The 23,645-nt window shown below is 55.0% G+C and carries 26 protein-coding genes and 1 tRNA gene; 6 read left to right on the top strand and 21 right to left on the bottom strand.

All coding sequences use genetic code 11. The features are described from left to right. The first annotated feature begins 8 nt into the window (after positions 1-8). The 4 genes from TRICHSKD4_RS10215 (at position 9) to TRICHSKD4_RS10200 (ending at position 5,187) form a co-directional block, all read left to right on the top strand. Positions 9-2,249: a VIT and VWA domain-containing protein gene (locus TRICHSKD4_RS10215; RefSeq protein WP_009759106.1), complete on the top strand. Its 2,241-nt coding sequence runs from the start codon at positions 9-11 to the stop codon at positions 2,247-2,249. 15 nt (positions 2,250-2,264) lie between these two features. After that, the gene (locus TRICHSKD4_RS10210) at positions 2,265-2,975 is read left to right on the top strand and encodes a response regulator transcription factor (protein WP_009759105.1); all 711 of its coding nucleotides are present in this window, start codon (positions 2,265-2,267) and stop codon (positions 2,973-2,975) included. 145 nt (positions 2,976-3,120) lie between these two features. After that, positions 3,121-4,470 (top strand): IS5 family transposase, encoded by a 1,350-nt coding sequence (locus tag TRICHSKD4_RS10205; RefSeq protein WP_009465529.1) that lies wholly within the window; start codon positions 3,121-3,123, stop codon positions 4,468-4,470. Positions 4,471-4,491: 21 nt separating this feature from the next. Beyond that, positions 4,492-5,187, top strand: a complete 696-nt coding sequence (locus TRICHSKD4_RS10200) for a hypothetical protein (RefSeq protein WP_009759104.1) — start codon at positions 4,492-4,494, stop codon at positions 5,185-5,187. Between the two features lie 49 nt (positions 5,188-5,236). Here the strand turns inward: TRICHSKD4_RS10200 and istB are convergent, their stop codons facing one another. The 5 genes from istB to TRICHSKD4_RS10180 all read right to left on the bottom strand — a co-directional run bounded on the left by istB (position 5,237) and on the right by TRICHSKD4_RS10180 (position 9,676). Next, on the bottom strand, positions 5,237-6,028 hold the full coding sequence (gene istB / locus TRICHSKD4_RS10195) for an IS21-like element helper ATPase IstB (protein WP_009465782.1): 792 nt from the start codon (positions 6,026-6,028) through the stop codon (positions 5,237-5,239). Next, the gene (gene istA / locus TRICHSKD4_RS10190) at positions 6,018-7,547 is read right to left on the bottom strand and encodes an IS21 family transposase (protein ID WP_139052042.1); all 1,530 of its coding nucleotides are present in this window, start codon (positions 7,545-7,547) and stop codon (positions 6,018-6,020) included. Before istA ends, istB begins: the two co-directional genes overlap by 11 nt. Positions 7,548-7,654: 107 nt before the next feature. After that, complete coding sequence (locus tag TRICHSKD4_RS10185) at positions 7,655-8,704, bottom strand: DUF6371 domain-containing protein (protein WP_009759103.1); 1,050 nt, start codon at positions 8,702-8,704, stop codon at positions 7,655-7,657. Next, entirely contained in the window at positions 8,701-8,985 is a 285-nt protein-coding gene (locus tag TRICHSKD4_RS32290; protein ID WP_083782763.1) for a helix-turn-helix domain-containing protein, read from the bottom strand. Before TRICHSKD4_RS32290 ends, TRICHSKD4_RS10185 begins: the two co-directional genes overlap by 4 nt. Before the next feature lie 43 nt (positions 8,986-9,028). Further along, on the bottom strand, positions 9,029-9,676 hold the full coding sequence (locus TRICHSKD4_RS10180) for a hypothetical protein (protein WP_040616622.1): 648 nt from the start codon (positions 9,674-9,676) through the stop codon (positions 9,029-9,031). Positions 9,677-9,696: 20 nt separating this feature from the next. Here TRICHSKD4_RS10180 and TRICHSKD4_RS10175 point away from each other — a divergent pair. Beyond that, positions 9,697-9,773: transfer RNA gene (locus TRICHSKD4_RS10175), tRNA-Arg, on the top strand. Between the two features lie 166 nt (positions 9,774-9,939). Here TRICHSKD4_RS10175 and TRICHSKD4_RS10170 read toward each other — a convergent pair. The 9 genes from TRICHSKD4_RS10170 to TRICHSKD4_RS10130 all read right to left on the bottom strand — a co-directional run bounded on the left by TRICHSKD4_RS10170 (position 9,940) and on the right by TRICHSKD4_RS10130 (position 16,511). Then, positions 9,940-10,731, bottom strand: a complete 792-nt coding sequence (locus tag TRICHSKD4_RS10170; protein WP_009759101.1) for a DNA adenine methylase — start codon at positions 10,729-10,731, stop codon at positions 9,940-9,942. Between the two features lie 218 nt (positions 10,732-10,949). Next, positions 10,950-11,450, bottom strand: coding sequence for a thermonuclease family protein (locus tag TRICHSKD4_RS31180; RefSeq protein WP_208993058.1), 501 nt, complete (start codon positions 11,448-11,450; stop codon positions 10,950-10,952). 125 nt (positions 11,451-11,575) lie between these two features. Then, positions 11,576-12,013, bottom strand: a complete 438-nt coding sequence (locus TRICHSKD4_RS10160; RefSeq protein WP_009759098.1) for a hypothetical protein — start codon at positions 12,011-12,013, stop codon at positions 11,576-11,578. Between the two features lie 50 nt (positions 12,014-12,063). Next, entirely contained in the window at positions 12,064-12,771 is a 708-nt protein-coding gene (locus tag TRICHSKD4_RS28090) for a hypothetical protein (RefSeq protein WP_009759097.1), read from the bottom strand. Positions 12,772-12,839: 68 nt separating this feature from the next. Further along, positions 12,840-13,637: a phage tail protein gene (locus TRICHSKD4_RS28085; RefSeq protein ID WP_009759096.1), complete on the bottom strand. Its 798-nt coding sequence runs from the start codon at positions 13,635-13,637 to the stop codon at positions 12,840-12,842. Further along, the gene (locus TRICHSKD4_RS10145) at positions 13,634-14,296 is read right to left on the bottom strand and encodes a phage tail protein (RefSeq protein ID WP_009759095.1); all 663 of its coding nucleotides are present in this window, start codon (positions 14,294-14,296) and stop codon (positions 13,634-13,636) included. Before TRICHSKD4_RS10145 ends, TRICHSKD4_RS28085 begins: the two co-directional genes overlap by 4 nt. Positions 14,297-14,299: 3 nt before the next feature. Then, positions 14,300-14,980: a phage tail protein I gene (locus TRICHSKD4_RS10140; protein ID WP_040616621.1), complete on the bottom strand. Its 681-nt coding sequence runs from the start codon at positions 14,978-14,980 to the stop codon at positions 14,300-14,302. Then, positions 14,977-16,125: a baseplate J/gp47 family protein gene (locus TRICHSKD4_RS10135; RefSeq protein WP_009759093.1), complete on the bottom strand. Its 1,149-nt coding sequence runs from the start codon at positions 16,123-16,125 to the stop codon at positions 14,977-14,979. Before TRICHSKD4_RS10135 ends, TRICHSKD4_RS10140 begins: the two co-directional genes overlap by 4 nt. Beyond that, positions 16,125-16,511 carry a phage baseplate assembly protein gene (locus TRICHSKD4_RS10130; protein ID WP_009759092.1) on the bottom strand — a complete coding sequence of 129 codons (387 nt, stop codon included), beginning with the start codon at positions 16,509-16,511 and terminating at the stop codon, positions 16,125-16,127. The genes TRICHSKD4_RS10135 and TRICHSKD4_RS10130 overlap by 1 nt, the downstream gene beginning before the upstream one ends. Positions 16,512-16,717: 206 nt before the next feature. On the opposite strand from TRICHSKD4_RS10130, the gene TRICHSKD4_RS10125 reads away from it, so the two are divergent. Beyond that, positions 16,718-17,506, top strand: a complete 789-nt coding sequence (locus TRICHSKD4_RS10125; protein WP_009759091.1) for a hypothetical protein — start codon at positions 16,718-16,720, stop codon at positions 17,504-17,506. 491 nt (positions 17,507-17,997) lie between these two features. Here the strand turns inward: TRICHSKD4_RS10125 and TRICHSKD4_RS28080 are convergent, their stop codons facing one another. From TRICHSKD4_RS28080 to TRICHSKD4_RS30695, 7 genes are all read right to left on the bottom strand, one after another. Then, positions 17,998-18,534: a phage baseplate assembly protein V gene (locus TRICHSKD4_RS28080; RefSeq protein ID WP_009759089.1), complete on the bottom strand. Its 537-nt coding sequence runs from the start codon at positions 18,532-18,534 to the stop codon at positions 17,998-18,000. Then, positions 18,524-19,525, bottom strand: coding sequence for a phage late control D family protein (locus tag TRICHSKD4_RS10110; protein ID WP_009759088.1), 1,002 nt, complete (start codon positions 19,523-19,525; stop codon positions 18,524-18,526). The genes TRICHSKD4_RS28080 and TRICHSKD4_RS10110 overlap by 11 nt, the downstream gene beginning before the upstream one ends. 4 nt (positions 19,526-19,529) lie before the next feature. Then, positions 19,530-19,784 carry a tail protein X gene (locus tag TRICHSKD4_RS10105; protein ID WP_040616706.1) on the bottom strand — a complete coding sequence of 85 codons (255 nt, stop codon included), beginning with the start codon at positions 19,782-19,784 and terminating at the stop codon, positions 19,530-19,532. 220 nt (positions 19,785-20,004) lie between these two features. Next, complete coding sequence (locus TRICHSKD4_RS10100; protein ID WP_009759086.1) at positions 20,005-20,469, bottom strand: phage tail protein; 465 nt, start codon at positions 20,467-20,469, stop codon at positions 20,005-20,007. Between the two features lie 2 nt (positions 20,470-20,471). After that, positions 20,472-23,264: a tape measure protein gene (locus TRICHSKD4_RS28075; protein WP_009759085.1), complete on the bottom strand. Its 2,793-nt coding sequence runs from the start codon at positions 23,262-23,264 to the stop codon at positions 20,472-20,474. Next, entirely contained in the window at positions 23,261-23,503 is a 243-nt protein-coding gene (locus tag TRICHSKD4_RS10090) for a hypothetical protein (protein ID WP_040616619.1), read from the bottom strand. The genes TRICHSKD4_RS28075 and TRICHSKD4_RS10090 overlap by 4 nt, the downstream gene beginning before the upstream one ends. Then, positions 23,500-23,637, bottom strand: a complete 138-nt coding sequence (locus TRICHSKD4_RS30695; protein WP_009759084.1) for a hypothetical protein — start codon at positions 23,635-23,637, stop codon at positions 23,500-23,502. The genes TRICHSKD4_RS10090 and TRICHSKD4_RS30695 overlap by 4 nt, the downstream gene beginning before the upstream one ends. Between the last annotated feature and the right edge of the window lie 8 nt (positions 23,638-23,645).

The following is a 23,645-nucleotide window of genomic DNA, read 5'->3' as shown; positions in this document are numbered from 1 at the left end:
AAACGAAAATGACATTCTTCTCCTCACGCATTGTCCATAGTGGGCTCATGGCCGTGATGATCCTGCTCCCCGCGGGTGGGCATACGCGCGAAGATCCTGATCTTCGCGGCCAGCAGGCAGGGCAACTCTTTGCAATGGAAGGCAGCAAAAAAGTCGAACTTCCCATGCTGAAAACGACCTACGACATTGCCATTGACGGACCGTTCGCCACGGTTTCCGTGACGCAGAGCTTTTTCAATCCCAGCACTGTTCCCGTTGATGCGACCTATCTGTTTCCCCTCGTTCAGAAAGCCGCCGTTTACCGCATGACGATGACCGTCGGTGATGAGACCATCGAGGCGGTCATGAAGAAAAAGGAAGACGCCAAGGCGACTTTCGAGACGGCCAAGGCGGACGGCAAGGCTGCAGCCCTGCTCGAACAACCTCGTCCGAACATGTTTACGCAAAACATTGCGAACCTCATGCCGGGTGAGCAGGTCCTCATTACACTGAACTACGTTCAGAAAGTTCCACGCATTGACGATGCCTACGAGCTGGTCGTGCCGATGGTGGTCGGCCCGCGCTATGAAGGCGTCCTTCCAAAGACAATTGCAACGGCGATGGCGCTGGATACAGATGATGACTATCTGCCCGTGGACCACCAGCGACAGCGGACCCTTCCTGTTCAAGATGGGAGCGGATGGCTGGTCGAGCGCCTGCCCGAGTATCCGCCGGTCATCGGCTTGACGGCACCGGACAAGATTGATCCCCGGCGGGTCGAGCTGAACGCCGCCTTGAGATCTGCAACCAGGTTTCTCTCGCTCGCCTCGTCCACCCATGAAATCGAAACAAAAACCAATGACAGCGGAACGAGTTTCCACTTCGCGGAGGGGCGGGAGATCGATAATCGCGACTTCGTCCTGCGGTATTCCATGGCCGCAGAAAAGCGCATGGCTACGGGCGCACTGACACATTTTGACGAGACACGCGGCGGCTTTCTGTCATTGCATATCGAACCGCCAAAATTGGCTCCGGAAGATCTTGTCACCCCCCGCGAACTTGTTTTTGTCCTTGATACATCAGGCTCCATGGGCGGCCAGCCGATGGATGCCAGCAAGTCCTTCATGCATGCTGCCCTCGACGGCCTGCGCGAAAATGATCAGTTCCGCATCCTGCGCTTTGCAAACAACACGTCTGCATTCGCCAAGTCCGCCATGCCCGCAACAAGGGCAAATATCAAGGCAGGCAAAAATTTCGTGACCGGATTGTCGGCACGCGGCGGCACAGAAATGAACAATGCCATCAACGCTGCGTTCGATTTGCCGCCAGTCCCCGGGACAATGCGGATCGTTGTTTTCCTGACCGATGGGTATATTGGCGGTGACCGGGAGGTCATTCAGACGGTATACGACCGGATTGGTAACGCTCGCATCCACGCCTTTGGCATTGGAAAGGCGATCAACCGGTATTTGCTTGAAGGACTTGCCCGGGAAGGGCGTGGCCGGGTTCGCTACATTGAGCCGGGGGAAACCGGACAGGAAGCAGCAGCCGCCCTTGCTTCGAGCATTGATGCACCACTGCTGACCGATATCGAAATCGACTGGAACGGTCTGGATGTTTCAGATCAAACGACCGCCCGTCTGCCTGACCTTTTTGCGGGCAACGCGATAGATGTCATGGCGCGCTACAAGGGCGAAGGCGCTCACCAAATTACGGTCAAGGGGCTCGTGAACGGCAGGCGAGCCGAAATTCCGGTCTCACTTACTCTCAAGGACACCAAATCCGATACTGAGCCGAAGGCAGACAGCCCTTTGCCACTCATCTGGGCGCGTGAGCAGATTTTTGAAAAAGAGCGGGCCCTGACGCTATCGGGCGGAACCGATGCGAAAGCAAAAGCGGAGATCATTCGGCTGGGCCTGGAATACTCGCTGCAAAGCGCGTTCACGTCCTTCATTGCGGTTTCTCAGAAGATTCAAAATCCCGATCCGTCCGCCAATGCAAAGACGTCTGTGCCGCTTCCAAAGGTTTCGGGCATTTCGAAAGCGGCCTATCCAAAACTGAACCTTTCCGGGTCTTCCACTCCCGAGCCGGAAGGTTGGGCTGCGCTCCTTGGCGCGCTGTTTATGCTGATGGCCCGTTACCGGACGCGGCTGCAAAGGTGGATAAAGCGCCAGTGCTCCGCTCCAGAAGACGGAAAAACAAACCGGCCATTTAATGTTCCCGACCGGATTGCTAAAGATGGTTGGTGGCTGGAAACGCCCCAACGATAGAAGGACCGGCAAATCGTGAAATCGATCCTTGTGGTTGAAGATGACCGCAACATCTCAGACGTGATTTGCTTTGCTCTGGAAAAGGCAGGTTACCGTGCGGTCGTGGCGCCAGACGGACTGGCTGCGGTAACCACCTTCAAGGGCTCGTCGTTCGACTTCATTGTTCTGGACGTGGGATTGCCGGAACTGGACGGGCTTGAGGTCTGCCGCCAGATCCGGTGCATGTCAGAAGTGCCTATTCTTTTCCTATCTGCGCGCGATGAGGAGATTGACAGGATACTCGGACTGGAAATCGGCGGCGATGACTATGTCACCAAGCCCTTCAGCCCACGCGAACTTGTGGCCAGGGTCAGTGCCATTCTGCGGCGCGGAAAGCTCGGAATGGCAAGAGAAGGGGAAGAGGATGACTGCCTGCACCATGGTGATCTGGTCCTGAAACCAGAGGCTTTCACAGCGCGGATAAACCAGACAGCACTCGGTCTGACAAAACTGGAATTTTCGATCCTCCACATCCTCGTGAAACGGCCGACCATGGTGTTCGAACGGTCACGGATTCTGGACCTTGCCTATCCCGACAACATTCATGTGTCGGACCGAACCATCGACAGCCATATCCGCAATCTCAGGGCCAAATTCGCCAAGGTCGGCTGCGAGGACGTGATAGAGACCGTGCACGGCGTGGGCTTTCGAATCGGGGCTTGCAGTCACGCGGGGAACCGGGCCTGATGCGGACAAAATGGCGCCCGTCATTGTCAATGGTTCGCGCTGAAAAACCCCTTAACTGATTGAAGAGTATGGATACCCATTGGGTTTTGGATGTGTGAATATGCCGGTTAGTTGATCCGAAGCACGCATTTTCTGGCATATTCTCATGAGACCTTCAAAACGCAACAAACGGTGTGGCGATCTGTTCAAGGAACGCCTGGCCGCAATCATCGATATGAACCATTCGTTGGTGCGGCTGTCTGGTCTGATGCCTTGGGATGAATTTGATGCGGAGTTCGGCAGGCATTATCGCCCCTTGGGACGACCGGCCAAACCAACGCGTCTGATGGCCGGGCTGCACTTTCTCAAGCACATGTACGATCTTTCCGATGAAGAGACGGTTGAGCGTTGGGTTGAAAACCCCTACTGGCAGTCTTTCTGCGGTTTTGAGTTTTTCCAGCACCAATTCCCCATTGATCCCTCAACCATGACCCGCTGGCGCAAACGGATTGGTCCTGAGGGAATGGAAAAGCTTCTTTCTGCTACGGTAGGTGTTGCGATTGAGAGCGGGACGATCAAGAAGAGCAGCCTTGAGCGGGTCTTGGTTGATACGACCGTTCAACCCAAAGCCATTGCCCATCCCACCGATAGCCGTCTTTATCACAAGGCCTTGCAGCTTCTGGTGCGCCAGGCCAAGAGGGCCGGCATCATCTTGCGTCGCAGCCATACCAGAGTTGCCAAAAAGGCGGCCTTGATGGCGGGCCGTTATGCCCATGCCAAACAGTTCAAGCGGATGCGCCGGGAACTCAAAAAGCTGAAGACCTATCTGGGCCGGGTCTATCGCGACATCTCCCGCAAGATCGCAGGCAACGAAGGTCTTGAGCACCGGTTCTCCCGTCTGCTGGGACTGGTGGAGCGGCTTCTGGCCCAGACCCCCAAGGACAAAAACAAGATTTATTCCATGCATGCGCCGGAAGTGGCCTGTATTGCCAAGGGCAAGGCGCGAACACCTTACGAGTTCGGGGCCAAGGTTGGCATTGCCACGACCAATCGGGAAGGATTGGTTCTTGCGGCGAGGGCTTTTGAGGGCAATCCCTATGATGGGCACACCTTGAATGACACCATCAGTCAGGCTGAGAAAGTCTGCGGCACCAAAGCTGAGCGTGTCTATGTGGACCGTGGCTATCGGGGGCATGATTATGAGGGCGACGCCAAGGTCATGATCTCCGGCCAGAAGCGCGGGCTGACGGCACAGATGAAGCGTGAGCTGAAACGACGATCAGCGATCGAGGCCACCATCGGCCACATGAAAACAGATGGACGACTTGACCGGAACTTCCTCAATGGCAAAAATGGCGATGCCATCAACGCCCTGCTGGCCGCAGCCGGTCATAACCTGCGTCTGATCCTCAATGCACTGATCATTTTGCTGCTCTGGATCACAAACCCCATCCCCAAACCGGTCAAATCGAATATTTGCGTATTGCTTCGGCCACGCGCAACATCAATGGCTTAGACGTTGTTCAGGGCGGACTCAATGATTGCAAGCGCGATGGTCGCGGTCGCCTTGCTTCTGCCCCTGACCGGAATATTCTTCTTTCGCCTTTACGAAAACCAGCTGGTTCGCAGCACCGAGGCAGAACTGATCGCCCAGTCGGCCGGACTTCGCGCGGCCATTATCCAATATCTTTCCGACGTCGCCCTTGGTGATTTTCCACGCGGACAACCAGTCGCCCCTCCCAAACTGGCGAAAGGTGAAAAGTGGTCACCAACGCTTCCCCAGCTGGATATAAGCACCACGCCCATCCAGCCCAAAAGGCCGGACGCCCGGCACGCCCTGAAACCGGTGGCAAGCGCCTATCTGGGGCTCGCAGACTTCGTTGCTCCAATGATCATGGACATTCAACAGACGACCCTCGCCGGTTTTCGGATCCTCGATTTCAACGGAACCGTAATTGCGGGGCGCTCGGAAGTGGGTCTGTCGCTGGCCCATGTCGATGAGGTCGGTCCAGCCCTGCAAGGGGCTTACGCCAGCGCCTTGAGGGAACGCCCCGTCGACAATTCCCAGCCGATCTATTCCATCAGCCGCGGAACCCGGGTTCGCATATTTGCAGCCATGCCGGTCATTCATGACGGGCACGTGGTCGCCGTCGTGTACGCCTCACGAACTCCAAGCAACGTCGTCAAGGAGCTCTACTTTGAGCGCAAGCTGTTGATTTTCACTGAGAACTGACCCGGTATTTTCACCGAGAATTGACCCACCTTTAGTTATGCGTCGTGGTCTATGACGCGGTCAATGTTGGGGTCTCCTTTCTAGTTTTCTTTGTATCCTTGGAACTGGCTTTGAAGCGGTAGCTGTCGTTGCCTGTTTCCAAGATGTGGCAGCGGTGCGTGAGGCGGTCTAAGAGAGCGGTGGTCATCTTTGCATCTGTGAAGACCTGCGCCCATTCTGAGAAGCTACGGTTGGTTGTGATGATGACGCTTGTGCGCTCGTAGAGCTTGCTGAGCAGGTGAAAGAGCAGTGCCCCACCTGATGAACTGAACGGCAGGTAACCGAGCTCATCCAGGATGACCAAGTCGACTTTGGTCAGCATATCAGCGATTTTCCCAGCCTTGCCAATCGCTTTTTCTTGCTCCAGTGCATTGACCAGCTCCACTGTTGAGAAGAACCGAACCTTGCGCCTGTGGTGTTCGATCGCCTGAACGCCGATTGCTGTGGCGGTGTGGCTTTTGCCCGTGCCGGGCCCACCGATCAGAACGACATTCTCGGTGTTTTCGATGAACTCACACCGGTGTAACTGCCGGACTTTCGCTTCGTTAATTTCACTGGACGCAAAATCAAAGCCGGTGAGGTCTTTGTATGCAGGGAAGCGGGCGACCTTTGTGTGGTAAGCGATGGATCGAACCTCTCGTTCCGCCATTTCAGCCTTGAGCAGCTGTGATAACATCGGGGTCGCGGCTTCAAAGGCTGGGGCACCTTGGGCGACCAGGTCTTCGACGGCATTTGCCATGCCATAGAGCTTGAGGCTGCGCAGCATGATGACGATAGAGGCTCCGGCTGGGTCATGACGCATGGCGCTTCTCCCCAGCCTGTCTCAGGCCATCGTAACGATTTAGATTTGCCTCGGGCGTGGTTTGCAATGCCAAGGCGTCCGGTGGGTCGACTTCTGGATGTTCCGTCGGCTTACGGTCGATCAACCGGTGTAGAAGGTTCAGGATATGCGTCTTGGTTGGCACACCCGCTTCCAGCGCCTTGTCCACGGCGCGTAACACGTCCTCTTCGTTATGCTGCAGAACCAATGAGAGGATGTCGACCATTTCCCTGTCACCCCCCTCCTTGCGTAACATGCGTTCCTGCAGCCGTTGGAAGGCTTCCGGCATCTCGGTGAAGGGCGCGCCATTGCGAAGGGCGCCAGGTTTGCGCTGAATGACAGCAAGATAGTGCCGCCAGTCATAAACAACCTTGCCTGATTTGCGGCAGGACCGATCAATGAGCCGTGCATGTTCACAAACTGTTTGCCCTTCGGCCACAACGACCAGTCGGTCAGGGTAGACATGCAGGCTGACACGGCGGTTCGCAAAGCTGGCGGGCACGCTATACCTGTTGCGTTCGAATGTGATCAGGCATGTGGGAGACACTCGCTTGCTATGTTCGATAAATCCATCGAAGGCCGGCGGCAGAGCCATCAGCATTGGCTTCTCAGCTTTCCACACATCGGCGAGAGACCCCGGCAAGGCTTTGTGCGGCGTCTCCGCCCAAAGGGCGATGCACCGATCTTCAAGCCATTGGTTCAGTTCAGCCAGATCTGCAAGGACGGGCATGACCTGCCAAAGCCGATTGCGCGCGTCCTGGACGTTCTTCTCGACCTGGCCTTTCTCCCAACCTGAAGCCGGATTGCAGAACTCAGGCTCAAAGACGTAGTGGCTAGCCATCGCCTTGAAACGGACGTTGATGTCCCGCTGCTTGCCTTTGCCGACGCGATCAACCGCTGTCTTCATATTGTCATAGATCCCTCGGCCAGGAACGCCGCCAAACACGCGGAACGCGTGCCAATGGGCGTCAAACAGCATCTCGTGCGTTTGCAGCAGGTAAGCCCGGACCAAAAACGCCCGACTGTGTGACAACTTGATATGCGCGACCTGAAGCTTCAGTCGCTCGCCGCCAATATTGGCCCAGTCTTCACTCCAATCAAACTGGAAAGCTTCGCCGGGCTGGAAGATCAGAGGCACAAATGTGCCGCGCCCTGTCGTCTGTTCCGCCCGCTGCCGGTCCGCACGCCACGCACGGACAAAGGCCGCCACACGTTCATAGGAGCCATCATACCCTAACTGCACCAGATCCACGTGCATCTGTTTGACGGTTCGACGCTCTTTGCGCGACTTGCGCGTCTGGGCCACAAACCAAGAAGACAAACGGTCCGCATACGGATCAAGTTTGGTTGGTCGCGGCGGGGTTTTGAACTTCGGCTCAACAATGCCCTCGCGCAGATACTTCTTCACCGTGTTGCGAGATAAACCCGTGCGACGGGAAATCTCTCTGATTGGCATTTTGTCACGCAATGCCCAGCGTCGAATGACACTCAAAAATCCCATGTCGATCACTCCATATCCCCCGAGCCAAAAACGTCGGGGTAGTGTGTTCACATGGGTCAGTTCTCAGTGACAATTTATGGGGCCACCGGGTCAGTTCTCAGTGAAAATCAACACTCGTCGACCAGAATGGCCAGCTTTCCAACATAGATCAGACGCTTGACGAGTTCCGACATGTCAAGCCGGTTGAAGGTTCGTAATTCGCGCAGATCAATCGGCTCCGCGCGAGCTAACATCTGGCAAACGTCAATTCCGTCAGGAATGGCATCTGCCAGATCCCATTTTTCGATCTTGACGTCTGAAGGATCAACCACCTTGAAGCTAGCCGCGCCGATTTCCGCCAGCTTCATCTGCCAAACCGGAACAACCTTCCTGCCCGGCTCATCATTGTCAGGCCAGATCACCACGTCCCGCCCCCTCAATGGCGCAGCATCGACCTTTCCGATGGCACCAGTACCACCGGGCCAAGTCACTGCAACATGGTCTGGGAATTGCTCAGCCGCAGCATCAGCAGTTTTTTCACCCTCGACGAGGAGCACTGGACGGTCAGGTGATCTCCGCAGCTTTTGTAACCCATAAAGTGAGGAGTAGGCTGTTTTAGGCGCCCTCATTTTCCAGCAATTCGCGTCATGATCAAAGCTGTATGGCACGACCTTTTTCAGTTGTTTTTGGTCAGACAAAGCGGCGAGTTTCTCATATCTCAGAACGAAACTGAGGAGCGCGTCTGTCTCATCTCGGTACTCAAAAATTTGCGTAAGCCGGTATTCTTCGTTGCCGGGAAAGGGCATGCCAAGCTTCAAGTTGTGTAATGGCGCATCAGCCGGTACTGGTGTGGGTTTCCGAGGAACGTCCGCTTTGGATTCTGCGATTTCGATGCTTAGACGTTCAGCCAGTTCAATCGCCGCTTCCGTTTTTGATGAAAGCTGACGATGCTGTTTCCAGAGCGCGATCAGGTCCGCGCCTTTGTCGCCGGTTGCATGGTCTTTCCAATACCCCTTGGTTCTCTCGACAGAAAGGCTTTGACCCTTTTCGCCTTTGACCGAACCCATGTGGATACCGCTCGCAGAACGAACCGCATCTGGAAATAAGGCAAGAACTACATCGGAGATGCCTCTATCGCGTATAGCTTCTTTGACTTGCGAGATAATGCCACGTGTCATCGTCCAGTCTCCTTTTGTACCAGACTGGAACCAGCGATCTTCCTATCCTGCAGAAACGCTAGGACATCGCGTCTGTGATATCGAACGGATCGACCAATCTTGTGATAGGGCAACTTGGAGAAAGGGCCCGATCCGACAGAGCGAGCCTTCTCCAGCGACGATGGCGAAATCTGCAGTAGCCGACCGACTTGATTGGTTGTGAGCCAATCGCTGTCAGTTACCGCAGCTCGGTCGGGGTCAAAAGTCGAGGGCCTTGCGGCACTTTGAAGTTGGTGATGCATTTTACTGCTCCAGTTTGTTGAAACTGAAGCAAGCTTGAGGAAGTTATGGTGTCAGAGCACTTGTCGGAAACTCAGCATCATTTGCTGGGGGTTTTTGTAAGTCTGCTACAAAAGTCCGCATCTTCGGGCTGCGAAGAATGTCGTACACTTCCCCCTCATCGGTCTTGTGACCGAGGTTCGTCAGTTCGGACGTCAGCCATAAAACGCATTCACTTGGCCTATTTGGGACGCCATCGGGTCCATAGAGCGTGTTGCTAACGCGATGTCCCTGTCCGCGATAGTGTATCAGCAGCCATTGAACCGCGCCGCGAATTGGCAAGGGCTTTCGCCCGTCTTGACGAAGTAGATCAAGCGCTTCATTCGCGACAAAGCCGATGTCATGCAGATCGACAGGGCGACCGAAGCTCTGACCGAGCATCCTGAGATGCTCGCAGCATTCTGGCGGTTGTGCTCGGATTGTCTTCAGCAATCGCCTGAGTGGTTTCCGTAATTTATCACCACGTTTGTTCCAATCGTCCTCCGTGCGAATGGCACCGGCAGCCATTTGCCGAGCAAAGTGGAGATCATTTGCGGCGCGTTTTCTGTTAGCTTGCGCTTGATCCATCGCATGTTGAAGTTCATTCCATTCCATAGTGCGGTTCACCCCAAGTCGTTCCCACCCCGCATTTTGCGTGGATTTTGATAGTTCCATATTGTATCAGAAAATGGCTTGGCCCCGTAGCTCAGCAGGATAGAGCAACGGATTCCTAATCCGTAGGTCGCGCGTTCGAATCGCGCCGGGGTCACCATCATTACCATGCTTGATAGTGAGCGGAGCTATAGGCCGTTATTGAAACTTCAATTGATGCTTGTCTTATTGTGGCGCGCTTTTTCATTCTGCACACAACGACATTTCTGATTGCACACACCCCAGCACAAATCCGGCCCTTCTAACGGGCAAAATTGCTTCCCAATTTAGTTCCCAATCACCAGCTCCTTTGCCTGCTTTACACCCTTGGCATTGGCTGTGTATTTGAGGGTGACTTGTTCGATGTCGAAGTCAGCGAAGATTTCGCGGATCTCCGGAACATCGTTGATCGACATCAGGAAGCGGCCCTTGATATCCTTCAGCTGACCGGCAAGAGCCTGGAAGTCGTCTTTCGAAAAGACACCCTTGCCGTAGTAGGTCTCGCAGTCCCAGTAAGGCGGGTCGATGTAGAAGAGAGTGTCTGGCCGGTCGTAGCGTTTGATGCAGTCAGCATAGGCCAAGTGCTCGATGATGACGCCGGACAGCCGTTCATGGACATCTTCCAGAAGCGGTTCCACCTTGGTCAGATCAAACCGGGCACCACGCAGGGAGACACCAAAGGTCCGCCCCTGGACCTTGCCCGCAAACGAGATCCGCTGGAGGTAAAGGAAGCGGGCTGCCCGCTCCAGATCGGTCAAGGTATCCGGGTCGGTCTTGAGGAGCCGCTGGAATTCCGACCTGCTGGTGAGCTGGAACTTCAGCGTGTCGAGGAACTGCGGATAGTGACGCTGAAGAATGCGGAACAGGGTGGCGACATCTTTGGAGATGTCATTGATGACTTCGCATTTCGGTTTGAGGGACCGGCGGAAGAAGATCCCGCCCATGCCAATAAACGGCTCAACATAAGTGGCATGGTCCACCGCGCTGATACGCCCGGCAATATGCTTGGCGAGTTGCAGCTTTCCGCCGATATAGGCAGCGACAGGTTTGACCGGAGAGACAGCTTCTAACATTTGCATGTTCTTGCTCTGTTCACTTCAAAAAGAATCGCCCATACTGGTCATCCATCGATGGTGGTGACGGGAGCGATGATTGTCTTTTGCTGTCATTGGCCGGGAGTGACGCCAATCATATCCCCGGTGTTTTGAGCGTTCTCAGCGCTCAAGGCCTCCCGTCTTCATCGAGAGTCAAGAACGACTGATCCAAAGAGATCAGTCGCCCCATTTAGCTCTAGTGGTCAGGTATAGAAGGCGGGCTTTGCGAGGCCCTCTGCCACAAGCATCGCATTGTAGCTTTGGCGCTGATCGTCAAGTGGATAAATCTCGGCAAGCCACCGGCCATACTTGCCCGTTTGATCCTTGTAGGTGCGCACAAACACGTCCTTGCCAAGAATGCGCTCCCGGAGCCAATCGCGGGATATTCGACCCTGCTCCTTTTCCTGACCGCGCATTTCCGGGGCATCGATGCTGTAGAGGCGTAGCTTCACGCCCTTGAGGGCAGCCTTGAAGCCAAGGTCAATATCGGCGGTGATGGTGTCAGCATCATAAACAGATGTGACATGAGCCTTGTACTCATACATGGCAGTCTCCATGATGAATTGTTCATGCTCATCGATCACAGCGATGGCGGCAGGATCATTAAAGCCATTGAAGATGAAGCCGGGGGAAGTTTCAGAATGGGCGAGAGCAGTCAGGCTCAATAGCGGGACGAGTAGACAGGAAAGCAAAAATCGCTTCATCGGGATCTCCGTAAGGTTCGATGAATTCCGTTTTGAAGGACCAGCGCAGCTATCAACACTGGTCTGGACACTTTCGAGTTTAGGGCTGCATAGCCATCAATTCGCCGGAACACTTCCGGTATTCATCAGTCCTCTTTCAGGGCAACAAGGGGAACATCCTGATCAAGCCAGGACTGGACGAGGCTGGTTGGTGTGTGAGCGGGGAAGTACGGGATCCGGGCGGTTATGTGTGCCTGAACACGGGCTGCAAATTCAGAGCAGATGTAACCGCTATTGGCGGGAGCTATCCCCATCCCGACACGAAGTGCATCCACGTAGGAATAAGGCTTTCCAAGCTTTGACAGAGCGGCGGTTTCTGCTCTCTCCGTCCAGGTGAGATCACAGTGAAGCCAGTCACATGGCAGACAGGTTGAAAGCGCCCGGATCTGAACGCCGCGTCCTTCCCGCGCTTCCAGCAAGAACACCCGCTCCCGGAACACCCAGGCAATACCGACATGGGTGTGACGCCCGCCCGTTACATGACGAATGATCCGCGAAACAAACCCTTCGCCCCTGAAGGCCATGAGGTCTCCTGACTTGATTAAAGGACGGGCGTCGCAATAGCGCATGGCCGTTACCCGTTATCCAGAGCGGCCTTGCGAGCCAACAAACCGGCTGCTGTTTCTACCGCCTGTTGTTTGAGCGCGTTCAAGACCTCTGCCAGCGCATCCGCATCAGAAGCCGCTTCAATACGCTCTTGCGCTTGCTGACGCATATGTGTGACGGCAACGGTCACATCTTCAAAGAGATCAGAGCGAGATAGAATAACGTCCTTCAGCCCCGCCACCAGAGCAGCATCCCCTCCGGCCAGTTTCATGAGATAGGTGGCATCTTTGGGCAAAATGGCACCGCTCTGAATTGCGCGCGCTTCATTCTCCCGTTTCACAAACGTGCTCTGTTCAGCCTCTGTGTATCCGGCGACGAATTGCGCTGCCAGCCGATCTGCCTCTGCCAGAACAGATTGAATGGCATCCAGTTTCAGGTCAGCCAGTGGAACTGGAGGAAGTTCGGCCATCAGGTCCTTTTCAACAGGAGAGCCCAATTGTTTGATAACAACCGGATTGCGTTCAAGGTCGAACCACGTCTCTCCCCGATGATCGGGAACCTCTTTCCATTGTGTGCCGGTAAAAACACGGGCAAAACCCTCCTTAATAGCAGGTGGCTTCAAGGTGGTCGCATGTTGTGGAACCAGAACCTTGTCCGGTTCCAGTGGGTTTTGACGCGCATTGGAAGTATGAACGAACTCACCAGTTTCTGGATGATAGTTATGGATCTGGGTCATTGCAGCTCTCTTGTTCCATTCACTTCGTTGCAGACACAAAATTCGCGCCCACTTGCGTGAAAGTTCCCTCAGTATTTGATGCAGATCATCACAGCGATATTGCGCGGCCGGGTTTCCGAACCGCCAAATCCACCAGTGGCGTGACCGGTGTTGTTGCCTGGTCGAACACCCGGCGTTGGTAAACTGGACATGCCGTAAGTAGAGGAATGCGGATAGCCGTAGGGGGGGGTATGTGCCTCGATCATGTGGCTTTGAGGTGCCCCCAACACCCGGTCTGGATCAACGCCCCGGCCATGATCCCAGCCTCTGAGGAACTCGCCGCGCAAATCAGGGATGTCGAACGTATCGGCACCGTCCCCTGCGCCATAAGTCGTGCCGATGGCTGCGAACAAATCTGCATAGGCGGTCCGAGACAAGGCCGATCCGTCACACTCAAGAGTTCCCGGCGATGGTGTCGATCCTGCGCACAGAACCAGATCGCCCGCCACCCCTGCATTGGCCTTGATAACTGGAATAAGCCTGTCGGCTGTCACCAGCACTTCATCGCCGTTTGCAACTTGCTCGGCGGTTCCAACATCTGGCAGTTCATCGAACAGGTGTGCAGGCAGCTTGTCAGCACAGACAAGAACGTTTTCACGTACTGCAATCTGTTCGGCGGTTCCGAGCTCCGGCAATTCAGCCCAAACCCTGTCAGGCAGAACATCGGCAGTCACCAGAACATTTTCACCCTGCTCGACCTGTTCTTTAGTACCGAGCGCCGGAAGGTCCTGCATTTGCGCCATCAGCTTTAGCCACTGATCCGTGGCGGTCTGGTGGGCATCGGCAGCAGTTGTCAAGCGCGCCAGCTGTGTTGCTACATCACTCATAAGGAAGTGCCTCCCGTGTTAAGCCCCATCAATCGGCGTTGGCGATTGTCGAGAACAACCTGATGGGTAAGGATTTCGGTAACGCGGGCAAAGCCAGCGATCAGCGCATCGCTTTGTGGTCCAAACTCTTCATGGATCTGGCGAATGCGGGGGATGTTGGTTTCATTGGCTGGATCTGCAAAGTGCTTATCCTGCGCCCAGGGAAGGTGCTGAGACAAGGTTTCTGGCGTCAGCCCTGTGACCGGCGATGTTTCAACCACCACATTCTCGGTATCGGAAAAAACCACCACGATGCGGAAGGTATTATCGGAGAGGGACGCGCTGTCCGGCCCGAACTTCGGGACCGCCTGGTCAAACCGGGAAAGCGCATAAAGAACGCCGTCCTCATCAAAGAGACCAATCTCCTGCGCATAGAAGGTCGCAACATCGGCTACCACATAGAGATCGAACCAGACCGCATTCGGTTCGCCTGCCATGACACCCGAACCGGTAATCTGACCCCGGTGGACTTCTGCATAAAGCGTGGTTTCGCCGCCAGCTGGATACCGGTCCCCGGACCCAAGGGCAATCTCGGTAAAGCGCACCGGCAGGTTGGCCGCCTTTTGGGCAGCTTCCTTGTTGCGTCCGGCAACAGTGACAATGGAATGACGGGCGGCCATGAATTACCCCTCAAGGCTGGCTGTAAAGGTGCCGCCATAAAGGCAGGCAATTGCGGGAAGAAGAACGGCTGGAACTGGTTCCGGATCATCGATTGGAAGCGCTGCCGTATACCGGGATCCCGTTTGCGCATAGGCTCCGACATAGCCTTCGGATCGGGTCAACACCCCATAACGAATGGCCGTGCTCTGGCTCCAGCGTTTGGTGGCATCCACGATATTGTCAGCGGCATTGCGATGTTTGGGGTCACCAAGAGCTGCCTCTTCAAACAGCACCTCATCAAAGAAGATATCGATCTCGTGGGTGTCATGATGAGCAGGAGGCTCCTGCTGCCACCATTGACGAATGTCCGCATGACAACCCAGCAACTCCAACCCGAGCCGAACACCGCCATCCGTTCCTTGTGCCTCGTGCAACTCCCACGCCCGGTCGATCAGACGACCAATGACCCGTGGGGGCAGACCATCAGCTGGAATAAACTCTCCCAGAGAAAAATCATGAATGGCGAGCGGCAAGGCCTCATCCGGGATTTCTGACGAGTTGCGCATGAGCAACGCCCTAAAATCGAGCTCGTTCGCCATCGCTTCAAAGGTGGCAAGAATGGCGCGGGTGCGCTCGTCATTGATACCGGGCGGGATCAGCTTCTCGGGGAAGATACGATCCCTGATGCCGTTGTCTGCCATCATGCCGCCTCCATCGTGAGGCTGATGCTTGTCAGCACCGCGAACTGGTGGTCTTCAAGCTGGCGCGAGGAAAGCCCCTCATACACAAGCTCGATGTCCACAAGGCCCGTAACCGAGCGGGCCGCGCAGGTCAGGGCTGACAACGCCATATAGTCGCCAAGACGGCGGGACCAGATAGACGCTGCCAGATCAAGCTTGGCCTCCACCTGATTGCGCAGATCCTCTAGATCTCCTACACCACGGCAAATGCCAGAGATTGAGAAGGTCACGGCTTCTGGGAAAGGCACCGTCAGTTCATCGCCTTGCGGGCGTTTGACCTCATAGTCGAGCCAGTCATAAAGGCGGCTGCAGAACTCAGCAGACGGCAGCCCCGTATCCAGAAGCGGATAGACCTCTATGTGCCCCGGCTCTGGCCGAATGACAGCCACATCAATGATGGCAGGAGAAAAGGCCCGGGCCTGCTGGCGATAGCTTTCCCGTGGACCGGCCTTTGAGATCCGGTCATGGGCATGAGCGGCCCGTTCAATCAGGGCCGCATCGCTTTCCTCATCCGCCCCACCCTTGGTCTCAGAGAGATTGGAAAACGTCAGCCCCGGAAAGCCCGGCACTGTTCCCATGATCTGACCAGCCAGAAAACTGTTGCCAGCCGTTCCCGCGATACTCGCTGTTGTGCCCACTGTGGCAACGCTCTGCCCCACGCCAAGAACAACCGCCTCGTCCAGGACAAAGCCGAGACTATTCTCACCGCCAGAATTCAAATGGGTTCCGGCGGGCACGATCAGTTCGCTGCCTGCCGCGCCCTCTTCCCTTCGCAGCTCAATCTGGCAAGTGGCAGGCGCTGCCTTAAGGCGAAAGGTGGAATTATTGGCAGCAACAACATTCAGATGGTTCCGCTTGGCAAAGAGAAGCCAGCGCTGTTCGCTTGCCATCTGGGCTTCCTGACCCAGCAGGGAAAACCCGTAGGCCAGCATGTCGATCAAAACCTGCTCCAGCTGCCCCGGATAGAGTTTTCGCTGCGGGCCGTTCGGATCACTTTCGAACCATTCAATCAGCTTGTCCTTCCACGCCTTCGCTGACGTGGTGAACATTTTTGGCGCACCGCGCGCAATCAGCTCGGCTGGGCTCAAGGCTTTGACGAGATCCACCATCACGCTGCCTCCCGAAGCTCGATGTCGGTCTGCAGCAGTTCGCCAATCACATCTTCTCGTGGCCGCCAGAAGACAGGTGTACGAAAATGATGGAAGCCGACAGCCTCAACCTCGACCCGTTCCACGACAATGCGTGGCTCCCATTTGGCAAGCGCGTCCCAGATTTCCTGAGAAATCCTTGGAATGGCAATCGCAGGCGGGCGGTCGATATAGTCCAGCGCATTGCAGAACTTCTCCGGCTCGGTTGGCACGGAGAGTTTGGGCGTCAGGCAGATAATCCGCATCGACTGCTCAAGATCCGCGATCCCGACAACAGCAGCTCCCCAATCCGCCTTGGGACCGGGGAAAACACGGTGCTGCCAGTGAAGGTGATCGGGAATGGGCATTTGATCCGACAGGGTTCGGGAAGTGAGAACAACTGTCGGGAAGGTAGCGCGGGCGCGAGGGGAAGGTTACGGAACTGTTCCGGTGGAAACGGTCAATCGCTGTTGCTTGGTCGCTACAGAACTGTATTAAGATTAATTGAGCACAGAATCATATTGCAAAGGCCACTGCGCCTTTTCTGGATTTTACCACATCCATCGGATGCAAAATGAATAGTAGAAGTCTTGGTGAAAAAGTAGGCGGCTGGTTTCAGGAGCATTTCCACCTCGGCCTGAACGCTGTTGCATTCGCTGGAATATCCTTTCTTGATATATTCGACCGCCCGTTGTGGTGGCCGTTCTGGTTGTTTTTGGTCTGTTACATAGCCTCACTCATTCTGGATGTTCGCGGGAAAAAGTCCCGAGCCCAGCTGGATGATGAAATTACCAACCTGAAACGAGTAATTGCAGATGGTAGCCGCAATTTTTATGACGTTTGGGATGGGTGCGCGCAAATCCTTTTCAAAGAATGTCAGCTTACAAATCTCGACAGAATTTCCATATATAAATATGACAAGCAAGAAGACGAGTTTCGTCTCCTAGGTAGACATGCCGAAAACCCCAGCTTTCGTAAGCGAAGTCGTTACCTTTATCCTGTAAACGATGGTGTAATCGGCAAGGCTTGGACAGATGGAAAGTGTTTTGAGAAAAAATTACCGAGTCCCAGAACGAGTTTGAAGAAGTACTATGAGGAAAATGAAACAAAGTACGGAATCTCTCCTGAGACTTGCAAAAACCTCACGATGCAATCAACTTGCTTGTGGGGCTACCGCCTATCCGACGAAAAAGATATTCCTTTTGCTGTAATTATTGTAGAATCAACTAAGCGGGAGAGCCTTAATGATAAAAAATTACATGCGTTTTTTGACAATGGTAAGCGGGAAGAAATTGAAAACCTCTTGAGCCAGTTTGCGTTTATGGAGCCGAATCTTCGCACAGCCAAGGACATAGGTTTATGACGAACAGTTCAAAGACAAGGCTTCTAATTGAAGCTATCACCTCTCATTTTCTGGCATTCAGAAGTTTGAATGCGAAGCGAATTCTCGGAGTGGGTTTTCTGTGTGACTGGAAGCATTGCATTGAATACGGGACCCCGATTACTGAGTGCACATGGTCAATAATGAAAAATTGGGTGCACAGCGATGAATTCATGTCCTCATTGTACTCCGCAGAGTTCCTACAGTTCTCGGACATGAAATTAATTGATCCTCCGATACAGCTTTTCAAACCCAGTTATCCTTACCAAAGGGGAACTTCCCAAGATACCGTTTGCCAGCATGTTTTCAGTGCGCTGGACACGCGAAATGAATTCGATATGGACAAGATTATACTTTCAACCTACCCGTTTGATCGAACTGGTCCCATCAACATGATGGCACTGTCTAAGGAGTACACATCCAAATATGGATGTGAATATACGGGCAAGAAGAGAGCCTAATCCTTATACGGTTTACCCCACCGGCGGCCCGGGAGGCCCCGGTGGGGCAGTCACATGCCCATGGGTATCACCCACATTCTTGCCATTGTGCGTGAGCGTTGCCCCTTCAATCGCGACCTTGCCCTTGATTGAGATATCAGCGGCTTCCAGCGTGATGGCCGTTGCCTGCACGGAAACGGTCTTCGCACCGGCGACACTGACATCGCCGGTGGCTTGATTAGCGATGATGGTCACACCGGACGCAAGGCTGATGTGAAGCGTGTCGCCATCTCCGGTCGGCGGCGCATCACCTTCTGACCAGATGGCTCCTATGACGACGCCGTCTTCCCCGTCCCAGTCCATGAGACAGGTGACCTGATCGCCAATATCTGGCATCCGGTAGAACTTGTTCTTGCCCGTACCCAGCTGGTTGACATGTTGCCAGAAGGATGTGTCGCCATCCTCTTCATGTAGCTTGACCTTCACCTTGCCCCGCGCAGGATCGCGCTCGATCACCGTCCCCCGCCGGTAGGGCGAGTTCTTGCCGCTATCAATGGTCCTATTCGACACGTTTCAGCTCCAGCGATGTTGTGTAACTGGCACGGGCAATCTTGTGGGTCGCCACATGAACAAGGTACTTGCCCGCGTATTTCCCGAATGTGAGGCCGAGCTGAATGACCTGACCGGCCATCAAAAGCGGATCGCCCACCAGAGTGAGCTTTGCGGTGGCGCGGTTTTCATTGGCCTTGGCAAGGCGGCACTTGGCGAGCTTTTTGGCCTGCCCCTCATCTTCAACCCGCTCATCAATTTTCAGGGTATCGCCGGACTTTGCGCCAAGGTCCTGGACTTCACCTTCAATGAGCGCTTTCTTGTCCGGATCGAGATAGGAGACCTTCGCCTTCGAATAGACCTGCTTGTTGTTTTCTTCAGCCGACCAGGAGATCAGCGTGGAGCCATCCACAATGTCGATGGTCCGAACCGGGCCTTGGGCCTCCAGATCCTCGCGCTTGTAGAAAACAATCTCTCTATCTTTCACAGAGACGAAGTAGCCGTAGTCCTCGGCAAGGCGCTTGATGAAGGCAAGATCCCGCTCCCGGCGCTGTTTCTTGACCTTGAAGGAAACCGGCTCGATCTCGCCCGAGACCGAGTACCCAAGTCGCCCGGCCACCTCATTGATGATCTTCTTGAGATCCGTCTCCTGATAGCTTTTGGATTTTTGGGTGCGCTGATCCTTTTCCGGGAAGGCAGACGTTGCTTTGAACTCGATGATCTCTTTAGCCCTAGATCCGGAAGCCTTTGGAATATCAACTTGGAACGAGCCGACCGGCACAAAAAGCCCGCCCTCGTAGCCAAGTGCCGGCACTTCGATAATGTCGCCCTGTTCCGGTCGCCATGCTCCGCGCCAAAGACCAAGGTCATCGCGCATGCGCCCGCAAACCTCATCGGCCTTGCCATGGAGATTATCCGTCCAGGTGAAGTCCAGAAGGAACGGCGCAAGTGCAGACCCTACATCAACGCCGTTGACGAGAAGTGAGACGAAAGGCTTCGGCAACCCGGTCATGAGATTACGCTCCCGTCTTGCCGCGTTTCCATGGCGGCAGCAAGGCCTCATCCACGCCGGTCTGTTCGATCACCGGAATGCGCAACGTCAGGCCGGACGGTAGAATGGCGGGAATAGGAGCGAGATCATCCAGAAACAGATCCCGGTTCGCCTCAATGAGGATGTTCATCTTCTCCGCGTCATTGTAATAGCGATAGGCAATCGTATCCCACCGTTCGCCCGGCCCGGTGATGTGCTCAAGAAATTCAGATCGTTGCATTTGAGAACTTCCTTGCTCCATCTTCTCTCATCAGTAAAAACATGGTCGATATTGACAGTTTCGTATATTTACAGCGGTTAAATTCACAGAATTGCGCCGATTACAAGAACACTATAAGTACACTTGATAGCGGCGGACTGGGCATTCCTAGTCCGAAACACTCGGGAACTAACTTCGTAAGGCTTCGGGCAAGTGGACTGCTCGGAGCCTCTTTTTTTATTCAGCTCTTCCTCGTAAACGGATTAATCAAGGCGCGGGCAGCGGAGGCAAGGCCAACACCGCCGATGGAGAGCGCGCCGCCCGGCACCTCAATGAGATCAATGGAGGCTTCAAGGCGAACCAGCCGTCCGCTTTCCGTGGTCTTCTTGTGAGAGACGCTAACTGATTTCACCCAGTAGCGTTTGCCGAGATAGGCCCCATTGCCGAAGACAAGCGGCAAGGCAGACCTGCTGGAACGCGCGGCCAGCAGCTTGGTGTATTCAACTTGCGGATCACAAAAGCACTCATCGAAGAAAAACGAGAAGGAGCGCCGGTCCAGTTCTTCACCACCGTCCTGCGGGATCGGCTTGCCCCGCACGACTTTATGTTCCTGAAGGGAGTTCTCCAGCTGCTCGTCAGACTCTGTCGGGCCGGACATGACGTTTGAGACCCCAAGCTGAAGATCGCCCAAATGTGCAAACAACATCGTTAGAACTCCAGCCGTTCGTTTTCGCCCTGCACCGATTGCAACTTGGCAGCAAGCTCGGGAAGGAACTCTTCCAGGGCTTCCATGACCTGCTCTTTCAGGTTTTCACCGCCAACTCCAATCGTGATGACCGGCGCAAAATGGATCGTGGTACCGCTACCTGTCTTCGAAGCCGAACTGGATGCGGAAACTCCAGAAGGCCTACCCACAAGAGCACTGCTCGGGCGAAGCTCTTTCGGAGCTGCTGCCGCCAGAGATGGCCCGGCGACCATAGGCCCGGCCAAGGTGGCTGCCGCCAACGTTGCCGCTGCGGCCCGTTTCATGGCCCGGACCAGCGGGGCTGGCCGGATCGACTGCGCCATGGTCTCGGAGAATTTGAGCCGGTGAATATCGGAGAGCGGGCCGACCTTGGCAGGCGAAGACGGCAGATGATCGCGAACCGCCTGTGTCACGTTTCGGATTTCTTCCACCAGCCGGTGCGCCCGTGCCCGCATGCCAGCTGCTATCGTCTCAATCATGCGCTGACCGTGATAGGTGAAGTCGATCCCGGCCAGAATGTGACTTACACGGTTCACCACATTGGACATCAGATCGGGCAGACCAGTGGCAACTTCGCGAATGGCATTCAGTTTGCCAAGCGCGGGCGAGGCATCGGCAGTTGCCAGATTGCCAATTGCCTTCTGTAGCTGGTTGGTCGCATGCGTCGCCCGCTCAATGGAGGCCGGATCACGCGCAGCAATGCTGATCGGATCCTCATCGGAGAAAATACCCGTCAAACTGTTCCAGGCATTGCTTGCCGTTGCAGCCGTCTCAGAGATCAAACCGCCAATGTCGGGCAGATCCGGCAGTGGGATTTCCGGCCATTCCCAATCCGGCAGCCAGTCCAGCGAGAAGAAGTCGATCAGGGTCTGTTTGATCGTGGTGAGATCAGGGAACTCCAGTTTCGGCAGGCCCGGCCATTTCAAGGCAGGCAACCAGCTATACGAAAAGAATACGGTGGCCGCCTGTTTGATGTCGGCAAAGTCCGGCACAGACACCTTCGGCAAGGATGGCCAGCTCACAGTCGGGATCCAACCAAAGCCAAAGAAGGCCTTGACCACCTGTTTTACGGTCTCAAAATCCGGGAGCGAGATTTCCGGCAAAGATGGCCATTCAATATCACCGCCAAAGACACCCTTCACGGCCTCCCACCCGGCAAGCACCTCAGCCTTCAGCTTGGTCCAATAATTCGAGAACCAATCAGAAATCTCCGACCAGTTGTTGATGATCATCACCAGGGGATGCCATGCAAATACGGTTTTGAGCGTCTCCCAGGCAGCTTGTGCCTTTTGCACAATCCAGTCCCAAGCGCTTGCCAGCCAGCTGACAACCTGATCCCAATTGTTGTAAATCCACCATGCTGCTGCCCCAAGCGCCATCACCACAGCAATCACGGCAAGAACGGGTAAGGACAATCCCGCCAGCCCGGTCGCAATCATCGCAAGACCTGCCCCCAGCTGGGCGATCCCGGTCACAATACCGGCCAAAGTCGAGATAAAGGGAAGAGCCACGAACACCATGGCCAGATTATTCCAGCCACCAAGAGCATCTGCCGCAAACTTGAGCCAGCCGCCAAGTTCCTGAAGGACACCCCAGAGCCCCTTACCGAATTCCCACATGGCCGACAAGGTGGTGATGATATTTTGGGAGATTTCTTCAGCCAGTTTCAAAAGGCTGCCATCAGCCTTCATCTGGTTGATTGTCTCCAAAAACCCCTGAAGCTTGTCCTTTGCCCAGTCAAAAACGCCAGCATCTGCAATCATCAATCGGAACTGGAACCAGTGATCCGACAGGTTCGACATCATGCCGCCCCATGTTTGGGACATCTTCTCCGAAGCCCCGACAGCCCGCTCGCCCATCAGCTCCACGAGCTTGGCAATCACGTCCCGGCCAAGCTTGCCCTTGGACCCAAGTTCCTGAAGCTGGGCCGCTGATTTCCCGGTGGCTTTTGTAAGCAAATCCCAAACCGGAACGCCGCGTTCCAGAAGCTGCAAAGCCTCTTCGCCCTGAAGCTTGCCCTTGGTCCATGCCTGTCCGACAGCCAGAACAATGCCGCTTAGCTGTTCTGCCCCGCCACCTGACATGGCCATGGTATCAACAAGGGCCTGCATGGAGCCATTGGTCGGATCAATGCCAAATGTCTTGAGTTGGCGGTAACTCTCAATGACATCCGGCAATTCCAAAGGGGTGCGGGTGGCAAAATCCGTAATCCACGCCATGGCCTTTTCAGCCTTGGCCGAAGATCCTTCCAGACTTTCCAGCTGAACCATGTAGTTTTCGACTTGGGCTGCGGGACCAATCACGGTACTGGCCGCCGCCCCAGCTGTCGCCGTCACCCCGGCAGCAATTCCGCCTGTAACAACAGCGCCGCGTGCAATCTTGCCAGCACCGCCTGCAGCCAGCCCGGCACCGCGATTGACGAGCGCCCGTGAACGGCCTGCAAGATCGAGAGACTTTCGCAAGGAATTAACGCGGGCTATGGCCCGGCCAATGTGACCGATGAAGGTCACAACACCGCGAGACATGCTTTGACCGGCATTTGCAACGCCTTGCATCATTCGCTGAAGGCTGCCCATGGATCGGGAGCTTCGCCCGGTTGCCCGCGTTACCTTGTCCCAATCCTTGACTTGGGTTTTGACAAGGCGTTCCTGACCTTTCTGGATCTTCTCCATTTTCTTGTTGAAGCGCAGCATCTTCGCCATGCGCTTTGACGCACGGTCGGTAAACTCCGCAACAACACCAAGGCGCATGGTCATTTTTCTGGGACTTTTTGAAGGGGCAGACGGTCGGTCTTTTTGGGAAGTGGCGTCTCATAGAGACCAAGGAGCGACCAGTCCTTGCCGTCGCACTGACCAAAGCAGATGTGAAGATCGGTCAAATCGGCAACTGCGCTGACGGTCAGGCCGACAAATACTCCGAACCAGAATGGAGCCGGTTTCGACTTGGGTCTAACATGCGTAACGGTCACATCGCCGGAAACAGTAAAATCGCTCATCGACCCGCCTTTTCATACGCCTTGCGCTTGGCTTCAGCCCGCGCCTCGTCAAAGGCGATCTGCTGCTCATAAATGACGAGGAATTCGACTTCCGGGAGCTGGTCGAGCCAGTCAGACGACCAGCCCCGGTTCACGAGGTAGG

Source organism: Roseibium sp. TrichSKD4, assembly GCF_000148725.1.
In the GTDB taxonomy this organism is placed as follows: Bacteria; Pseudomonadota; Alphaproteobacteria; order Rhizobiales; family Stappiaceae; genus Roseibium.
This window is presented reverse-complemented; position numbering and strand designations above follow the sequence as displayed.

Coding starts and splice junctions, on each gene's coding strand:
- TRICHSKD4_RS10100 (WP_009759086.1), bottom strand. CDS start 20,469: ATGTTGTTTGCACATTTGGGCGATCTTCAGCTTGGGGTCTCAAACGTC.
- TRICHSKD4_RS10170 (WP_009759101.1), bottom strand. CDS start 10,731: ATGCAAATGTTAGAAGCTGTCTCTCCGGTCAAACCTGTCGCTGCCTAT.
- TRICHSKD4_RS28085 (WP_009759096.1), bottom strand. CDS start 13,637: ATGAGTGATGTAGCAACACAGCTGGCGCGCTTGACAACTGCTGCCGAT.
- TRICHSKD4_RS10160 (WP_009759098.1), bottom strand. CDS start 12,013: ATGGCCTTCAGGGGCGAAGGGTTTGTTTCGCGGATCATTCGTCATGTA.
- TRICHSKD4_RS28075 (WP_009759085.1), bottom strand. CDS start 23,264: ATGACCATGCGCCTTGGTGTTGTTGCGGAGTTTACCGACCGTGCGTCA.
- TRICHSKD4_RS10205 (WP_009465529.1), top strand. CDS start 3,121: ATGAGACCTTCAAAACGCAACAAACGGTGTGGCGATCTGTTCAAGGAA.
- TRICHSKD4_RS10145 (WP_009759095.1), bottom strand. CDS start 14,296: ATGGCCGCCCGTCATTCCATTGTCACTGTTGCCGGACGCAACAAGGAA.
- TRICHSKD4_RS31180 (WP_208993058.1), bottom strand. CDS start 11,450: ATGAAGCGATTTTTGCTTTCCTGTCTACTCGTCCCGCTATTGAGCCTG.
- TRICHSKD4_RS10200 (WP_009759104.1), top strand. CDS start 4,492: ATGATTGCAAGCGCGATGGTCGCGGTCGCCTTGCTTCTGCCCCTGACC.
- TRICHSKD4_RS10105 (WP_040616706.1), bottom strand. CDS start 19,784: ATGCAACGATCTGAATTTCTTGAGCACATCACCGGGCCGGGCGAACGG.
- TRICHSKD4_RS10180 (WP_040616622.1), bottom strand. CDS start 9,676: ATGGAACTATCAAAATCCACGCAAAATGCGGGGTGGGAACGACTTGGG.
- istA (WP_139052042.1), bottom strand. CDS start 7,547: ATGGGATTTTTGAGTGTCATTCGACGCTGGGCATTGCGTGACAAAATG.
- TRICHSKD4_RS10090 (WP_040616619.1), bottom strand. CDS start 23,503: ATGAGCGATTTTACTGTTTCCGGCGATGTGACCGTTACGCATGTTAGA.
- TRICHSKD4_RS10185 (WP_009759103.1), bottom strand. CDS start 8,704: ATGACACGTGGCATTATCTCGCAAGTCAAAGAAGCTATACGCGATAGA.
- TRICHSKD4_RS10135 (WP_009759093.1), bottom strand. CDS start 16,125: ATGGTGGATCTCGTCAAAGCCTTGAGCCCAGCCGAGCTGATTGCGCGC.
- TRICHSKD4_RS10140 (WP_040616621.1), bottom strand. CDS start 14,980: ATGATGGCAGACAACGGCATCAGGGATCGTATCTTCCCCGAGAAGCTG.
- TRICHSKD4_RS32290 (WP_083782763.1), bottom strand. CDS start 8,985: ATGCATCACCAACTTCAAAGTGCCGCAAGGCCCTCGACTTTTGACCCC.
- istB (WP_009465782.1), bottom strand. CDS start 6,028: ATGCGTCATGACCCAGCCGGAGCCTCTATCGTCATCATGCTGCGCAGC.
- TRICHSKD4_RS10110 (WP_009759088.1), bottom strand. CDS start 19,525: ATGACCGGGTTGCCGAAGCCTTTCGTCTCACTTCTCGTCAACGGCGTT.
- TRICHSKD4_RS10215 (WP_009759106.1), top strand. CDS start 9: ATGACATTCTTCTCCTCACGCATTGTCCATAGTGGGCTCATGGCCGTG.
- TRICHSKD4_RS28090 (WP_009759097.1), bottom strand. CDS start 12,771: ATGACCCAGATCCATAACTATCATCCAGAAACTGGTGAGTTCGTTCAT.
- TRICHSKD4_RS10125 (WP_009759091.1), top strand. CDS start 16,718: ATGAATAGTAGAAGTCTTGGTGAAAAAGTAGGCGGCTGGTTTCAGGAG.
- TRICHSKD4_RS10130 (WP_009759092.1), bottom strand. CDS start 16,511: ATGCCCATTCCCGATCACCTTCACTGGCAGCACCGTGTTTTCCCCGGT.